Below are 5,982 nucleotides of genomic sequence, written 5' to 3'. Positions count from 1 at the left end.
AATTCGGGTGGTCATTTATTGATTTCGGGTGGTCGTTTATTGAATTGGAGGTATCGTTCATTGAATTCAAGCAGTGGTTAGGGTGGGGTAAAACCCAGATTCTTGAACAACTTCAGACTTGTGTGTACACCGTAGCCTTAAAAAAGGGGGGCTTAGTCTCTTATTTACCTGTTTTTTAAAGGGGTCGCCGCAGGCGGGGGATCAAGTCTTATCCGAACCGTATTGGGAGTGGGGAGACAAGAAAAGCTTCCTGCTTGTCCTCTTGTTTCACCCCGCAACATCCATCTGCTGATGATTGAGATAAAAATAATGTCCCCGCTTCGCCATCAACTCTTGGTGAGTCCCACTCTCAATCAACACGCCGCGATCTAGCACCAAAATCAAATCTGCATGACGCACAGTTGAAAGGCGATGGGCAATTACTAAGGTGGTTCTGTCCTTAAGAATGGTGTTTAAATTCGTCTGAATAATCCTTTCTGACTCTGCATCCAGATGGGAAGTCGCCTCATCCAAAATCAACAGCTTGGGATTGCCTAACAACGCCTTAGCGATCGCAATTCTTTGTCGCTGTCCTCCAGATAACATCCCCCCTCCTTCACCAATCTGGCTTTCATAACCCATAGGTAACTTTTTAATAAACTCATCAGCACCCGCCAATCGCGCCGCCTCAATAATCTCTGCCAAAGTTGCCCCAGGATGTGCCAAGCTAATATTTTCCCGAATCGTTCCGCCAAACAAAAAGGTATCTTGGTCAACTACCCCAACCTGTTCGCGTAGAGAACGCAACGAAAGGCTGGTAATATCCTGCCCATCAATCAACACTTTGCCATCTGTGGGGGAATATAACCCTAAAACCAGCTTAGAAATCGTGGTTTTCCCCGAACCACTTCGTCCCACCAGGGCAACCATTTGCCCACTGTGTACTTCAAAACTGAGATTTTCTAAAACATTGATATCGCTTTCAGGGTGATAGCGAAACGTCACGTTGTCAAAGCGAATGTTACCTTGAATGGGTGGTAAAGATTGCCGCGCCTGGTGCTGCAAATCCTCTTCTGGTTCCGCATCCAACACATCATTAATGCGTTCCACGGCAATCACCACTTCTTGCAATTGATTCCACAAAACTGTTAATCGTTGGAAGGGTCTAATAATATTTCCCAGCAGCATATTAAATGCTACCAATTGCCCAATGGTTAGCTGGTTGTGAATCACTTGGTACGCCCCAAACCACAGCAATACAGTAGTTACTATTGCCTCAATTGTGTTACTGAATATTTGCAGGCGATTGCTGATAATTTGCCCGGAAAAGTTAGTTTTTATTTCCTTACTTAATAACTCTTCCCAATGCCAACGCACTGTCTGTTCTACTGCTGTAGATTTAACTGTTCGCACTCCAGAAAGGGCTTCAATCAGATAGCTACTTTCATTAGCAACAGCGTTAAATATTTCTCTAGAAATCTTTTGTAAAAAAGGTGTGGCAATCAATGCCAGCAGCAAAAAAGGCGGTATAATCACTAACACCAGCAGTGCCATTTTCCAGCTGTACCAAAACATCAATCCTAAATAGATAAAGACAGTGACTAAATCTAACAGGATGGATAACGCCTCACCGGAGAGGAAGCGTTGAATTTTACGGTTTTCCTGTACACGAGAGATAATATCCCCCACATAACGGGACTCAAAGTAACTCAAAGGTAGCCGCAGGGTATGGCGAATAAATCCCACAATCAGTGCTAAATCGAGCTTATTCGCTGTATGGTCTAACAGATATTGCCGTAACCCCGTCATCGCCACACGGAATAAACTAAAAATTAGTAACCCTAACCCCACTGCTGTTAAGGTTAGTTCAGAACGCTGCACTACTACTCGGTCTAAAATTAACTGCGTGAATAGGGGAGTAACAAGTCCAAAAATCTGGATAAATAAGGAAGCGACAAACACTTCCAGCATTACTAAAGAGTGAGGCTTGATCAACTCAAAAAATTGCCAAAAGGGAGTTGTAGTCTCTTTGGCATCCTTCAACCAGGCTGTGGGTTGCAGCAGCAGTGTATAGCCAGTCCAGTTGGCTTTAAATTCGGCATGGCTGAGGCTGCATTGCCCAATGGCGGGGTCGGCTACAATCACGTGTTTGGGGGTAATTTCGTAGACAACAATGTAATGCTTGCCTTCCCAGTGAGCGATCGCAGGCAATTTTTGCTTCGCTAATTGGTCAAGACTCGCTTTCACAGGTCGTGTGGAAAACCCAATACTTTCCGCCGCCGCCGATAACCCCCGCAGTGACGATCCATTGCGGTCAACATTAGCGATATCCCGCAGGCGATTGACACTAAAGTTTTTCCCCCAATAACGAGACACCATCACTAAACAAGCTGCACCACAATCCGATCCACTCTGTTGGGCAAAAAACGGATAGCGCCGAATCACACGCTGTAATAAATGCCCGACTCGCTGCGTGGAGTTGGGAAAATAGGCTTTGCTTATTTTTTTCTCGCGTGGCTTTACTGCTGGCGTTGACAAAATCTTCGTTTCATGCAGCCGTTTGGAGTCAAATGGCAGTACTGGAGTGTTATCCGAGTCCACCTGTTGAGGATTACGAGATAGCGCCTTAGCCCACAAATGCTCCCGAATTTGAGGATATTTAGCCATCAATGGCCATAACACTTCACCCGGAACAAAGCATAGTTGTAAGTTGACTGAAGCCCTTGCAGCGTAAGGTCTAAAGTCAACCTCCTTCAACAAGGTAAATTCCCCAAATGAGTCACCTTGCTCTAAAGTGGCGATTAACTCATCGGCGTTATCTAACAACCTGACCTTACCAGCGATCGCAATATAAATTCCTGGTTGAGCATCAGTTCCTTGCCAGAATTTGCCAACTTTCGGGTTGATAAATTTAACTTGTTGAAGACAGTATTGAAATTCCTCTCTCGAAAGAGAATAACCCAGAGTATTGTTGAACTGTTCCAGAGAAACCAACTGAGCAGATATATCGTGCGCCATAGATGTCTGAATCCTTTCCTAATGTTGCGAAGTTCAGAGACACAAATTCGGAATCATCTGGAATAGCTGCCGATTTCAGGTCACCAATGAAGATTTTGGAACTCTTAGCCTGCTCATGGCTGTTTGCTTCAGAATTGCTGGGTTTTGGTAGTGTGGATAATCCCATCTGTTTGAGTAGTCGCTTGATATGGCGATCGCTCACCTCAATCCCAAATTCTTTCGCTAGATGTTTCCCTAGCCAGTTTGTTGTCCACCGCCGAAAAGCATAGCCATGATCGCGGGGACTACTTTTAATCAGTTCTTTCAAACGTTCTAAATACTCCTCATTTATTGCCTTCGGGCGACCAATGGGGCAATCTTGCCATTGGTGCGCCATCCCTGTCCGGGCTATGTGCATCCAATGCCTTGCTGTTGCTGGACAACACCCCAAAGTTTGACAAATTTCCCTTTGGGTTTTTCCCTCATCTGCTAACAACATGATTTCAATCCGTTGTCGGTAAGATTCAGGTAAACTTTTTTGCAAACTTACTAACAGTAATTTACGCTGAAATGATGTTAAATACTTACCGTTATTTACTTTTATATATCTTGTTTCAATTTTCGTATTGTAGTCGAACATATACGTATTATTGAGTGGATTTGTGGACACACGAATATCTTATGAACGATTCATAATTTGGCAGTTATTGCTAAGGTTAAGTAGAAAAGTTGCAAAAAATAGTTTTTCTTGCAACTGTAGTACTTATCACCATTTAGTTTTAGTTTTATGCAAAAAATAATTTAGTTAAGCGATATTTCTGGCAATTTTTTTGGAATATTGCTTTTGTAGATATAGATTAGGCTACAAATCCAATTTAGAAATTCCGAAAATAGTCGCTAAATTTTAGTAAAGTTTTGTAAAGATAAATTTCTGGTGAGCAGAGAAAAAAGTCATATCATGTCTGCTTGATTACTTTAGGACTAGTACCGCAAGGCGGAAGTCAAAAATCAAAAGTCAAAAGTCAAAAGTATTATAGAATAAGCTATGCAGGGATTTTAGATGGTTACTCTATTTACGCCGTGGCGTACTAGTCCTATTGGTTTTATCGCAATCTAGCAGCCAAGAGAATAGTATTTAAGGGATTGCGCGAATGTCATGGGAGAGCATTTAGACAAATTCAGATTTGAACTGCTTAAGTTCATTAGCTTTCGCCCTGCTCCGGCTCTGCTCCGGAATTCTTCTCTAATTAAATCCAAGAGTTGAACCACATTCGCAGCTTATAATCGTGAGGTGAGAGGGGTAAACCCAAATAAATGGGCATCCAGAAAATAAAAGCAGCCAGAATGATAAAAGTAATAGTGACACCTAGCGCCCGGAGTTGTTGATAATAACTGCGAAGGCACTGATCGACAAACCAAGCGATCGCTAGAAATACAAACACCACTGCACACATATAGTGGTAGATAAAAACGCACCTTGTCACCTGCACCCAAGGTAATAAGTTAGCAGCATAATTTATAACTAAATACAAGGCAATCCAAGTATCAACACTAAGAGTTTCAGGCACAGAAAAACGCTTTTCCTTTACCCAAAAAATCACTACTTGTGACACCACCATTCCTACTAAAAATAATATGGCAGCAAGACCAAACCACCATAAAAATGGATTGCCCATTGCATGGACATCATAAATAACTTGTCCAGCTCCAGCAGGCAAAGGCGGGCCCATCACAGGTAAAGGATCGGTGATACTTTCAGCCGTTTGATAATAATATGCCATTGGTCGAGTCATCAACGGCCATTTGTACCAGGCAGCACAATAAGGATGCACGTTAGGACTATTGCCACCTAAATGTAAATGAAACTTTAAAATTTGCTGATGTACTGCAATAAATCCATAAGTTTTATCTAGTTGAAGGTGAGGAATCCAGATAATGCTGTAAATCAAAGCTGGGATAATTCCTAGATAAAACAGCATGTGAAAAATATTTAGCTGAGTTAGGTTTTGTAGTGGTGTCTGAGATGAGAGTAATGGTGGGGATGGGGGAGAATAAGTACTAACTCTTACCTCCTGACTTGTGCCTTCTGCTTCCTTCAATGAAGGAGATGTAAAAAAGACTTTGGAGTTAAGAAAAGAATATATCAAATAGATTACCCAAGCTGCTATCCAAATGAGATAAGCACCTGAGAGGAACCATAAACCGTTCCACTTAGTACCGACTGACGCACCAAAAGCAATGCCAGCAAAAACTAACCAAAAAGAACGTCGCCGATTTTGGTTATCTAATGCTAATAATAAAAACCAGTGTCCTAACAAACCAAAGATGACGATATAAATATTACTTAAAGCATAGCGAGATTCAACTAGAAAGATGCCATCACAAGCTGTGAATAAACCTGCAAGTAGAGCAAAGCTACGACGATAACTCAATTGATAAGCGATCGCAGCTACAACTAAAGGGATAAATGAGCCAGTGAGGGCATTTAACCACCGATAAGTCCAAGGCGATCGCAACGATCCTGTCAGTCCATTTACCGTATCGTGCCAAAAAGGAATGTGACTGCCAATCCAAATGCCGATGCCGATCATATATTGACTTAGCGGCGGATGGGCATTAAAAAATGGCGTATGCGTGAGATAATTATTACCAAATTTTGCAAAGTAAACTTCATCAAATACCAGAGTGTTGAATCGCTCCAGTCCCCAAAACCGTAAGGCAAGTGAGAGAAGAAATACACTCACCATCCCAATTCGGAACCATTTTTTAGTCATTTGTCATTTGTCATTTGTCATTTGTCATTGGGCATTTGTGATTGGGCATTTGTCATTGGGCATTTGTCATTGGGCATTGGGCATTGGGCATGGGGAATAGGGGATGAGTCTTTAATACTCGCCGACGAGTCTTTAATACTCGTGAATGAGTCTTTGATACTCGCCGACGAGTCTTTAATACTCGTGAATGAGTCTTTGATACTCGCCGACGAGTCTTTGATACTCGTGAATG

Annotated in this window: 4 protein-coding genes; all 4 read right to left on the bottom strand. The window is 42.3% G+C overall.

Annotated elements, in window-relative coordinates; all coding sequences use genetic code 11:
- Positions 1 to 267 precede the first annotated feature (267 nt).
- On the bottom strand, positions 268 to 2,997 hold the full coding sequence (locus ACFFAP_RS11180; protein WP_375511283.1) for a peptidase domain-containing ABC transporter: 2,730 nt from the start codon (positions 2,995 to 2,997) through the stop codon (positions 268 to 270).
- Entirely contained in the window at positions 2,891 to 3,616 is a 726-nt protein-coding gene (locus ACFFAP_RS11175; protein WP_375511282.1) for a transposase, read from the bottom strand. Before ACFFAP_RS11175 ends, ACFFAP_RS11180 begins: the two co-directional genes overlap by 107 nt.
- Positions 3,617 to 4,223: 607 nt before the next feature.
- Positions 4,224 to 5,750 (bottom strand): dolichyl-phosphate-mannose--protein mannosyltransferase, encoded by a 1,527-nt coding sequence (locus tag ACFFAP_RS11170; protein ID WP_375511281.1) that lies wholly within the window; start codon positions 5,748 to 5,750, stop codon positions 4,224 to 4,226.
- Positions 5,751 to 5,802: 52 nt separating this feature from the next.
- On the bottom strand, positions 5,803 to 5,982 hold a 180-nt coding region (locus ACFFAP_RS11165; protein ID WP_375511280.1), incomplete at its 5' end, for a hypothetical protein.

The sequence above is a fragment of the uncultured Nostoc sp. genome, from assembly GCF_964245575.1.
In the GTDB taxonomy this organism is placed as follows: domain Bacteria; phylum Cyanobacteriota; class Cyanobacteriia; order Cyanobacteriales; family Nostocaceae; genus Nostoc.
The sequence above is the reverse complement of the archived record's forward strand: the minus strand, read 5'-3'. Positions and strand labels throughout refer to the sequence as shown.

Coding starts and splice junctions, on each gene's coding strand:
- ACFFAP_RS11180 (WP_375511283.1), bottom strand. CDS start 2,997: ATGGCGCACGATATATCTGCTCAGTTGGTTTCTCTGGAACAGTTCAAC.
- ACFFAP_RS11175 (WP_375511282.1), bottom strand. CDS start 3,616: ATGTTCGACTACAATACGAAAATTGAAACAAGATATATAAAAGTAAAT.
- ACFFAP_RS11170 (WP_375511281.1), bottom strand. CDS start 5,750: ATGACTAAAAAATGGTTCCGAATTGGGATGGTGAGTGTATTTCTTCTC.